A 281-nucleotide genomic window follows, 5' to 3' on the forward strand; every position below is an offset into this window, starting at 1 on the left:
CCAGGGATCAGGTCAGGACGGACGTCGGCCATGGCAAAACCGGCGGACAGGGTCAGGGCAGCGGCAGTTAACAGGGTGGTCAACGTTTTCATGGTTCATTCCTTGGTTTGAGCTGTATAAGTGAAATCAGGTTAATGGTTGCAACTTAATTCATCCTTAATCCACGACATGGGTGCTTTGCGCCGTTTGTTCAATCCTCCCTCGTTCGGGCGCGACATGCTGGAGCCAGATCATTGGAGGCTCTCATGAAACGTTTGTTCGCCGTACTTTATGCACCAATG

General features: G+C 51.6%; 1 pseudogene. It reads right to left on the minus strand.

Annotation, left to right across the window (positions count from 1 at the left end):
* Nucleotides 1-92, minus strand: a pseudogene (locus ACZYR5_RS29690) (PepSY domain-containing protein); the annotation flags it as partial.
* Between the last annotated feature and the right edge of the window lie 189 nt (nucleotides 93-281).

This window comes from Pseudomonas sp. F007, assembly GCF_057814275.1.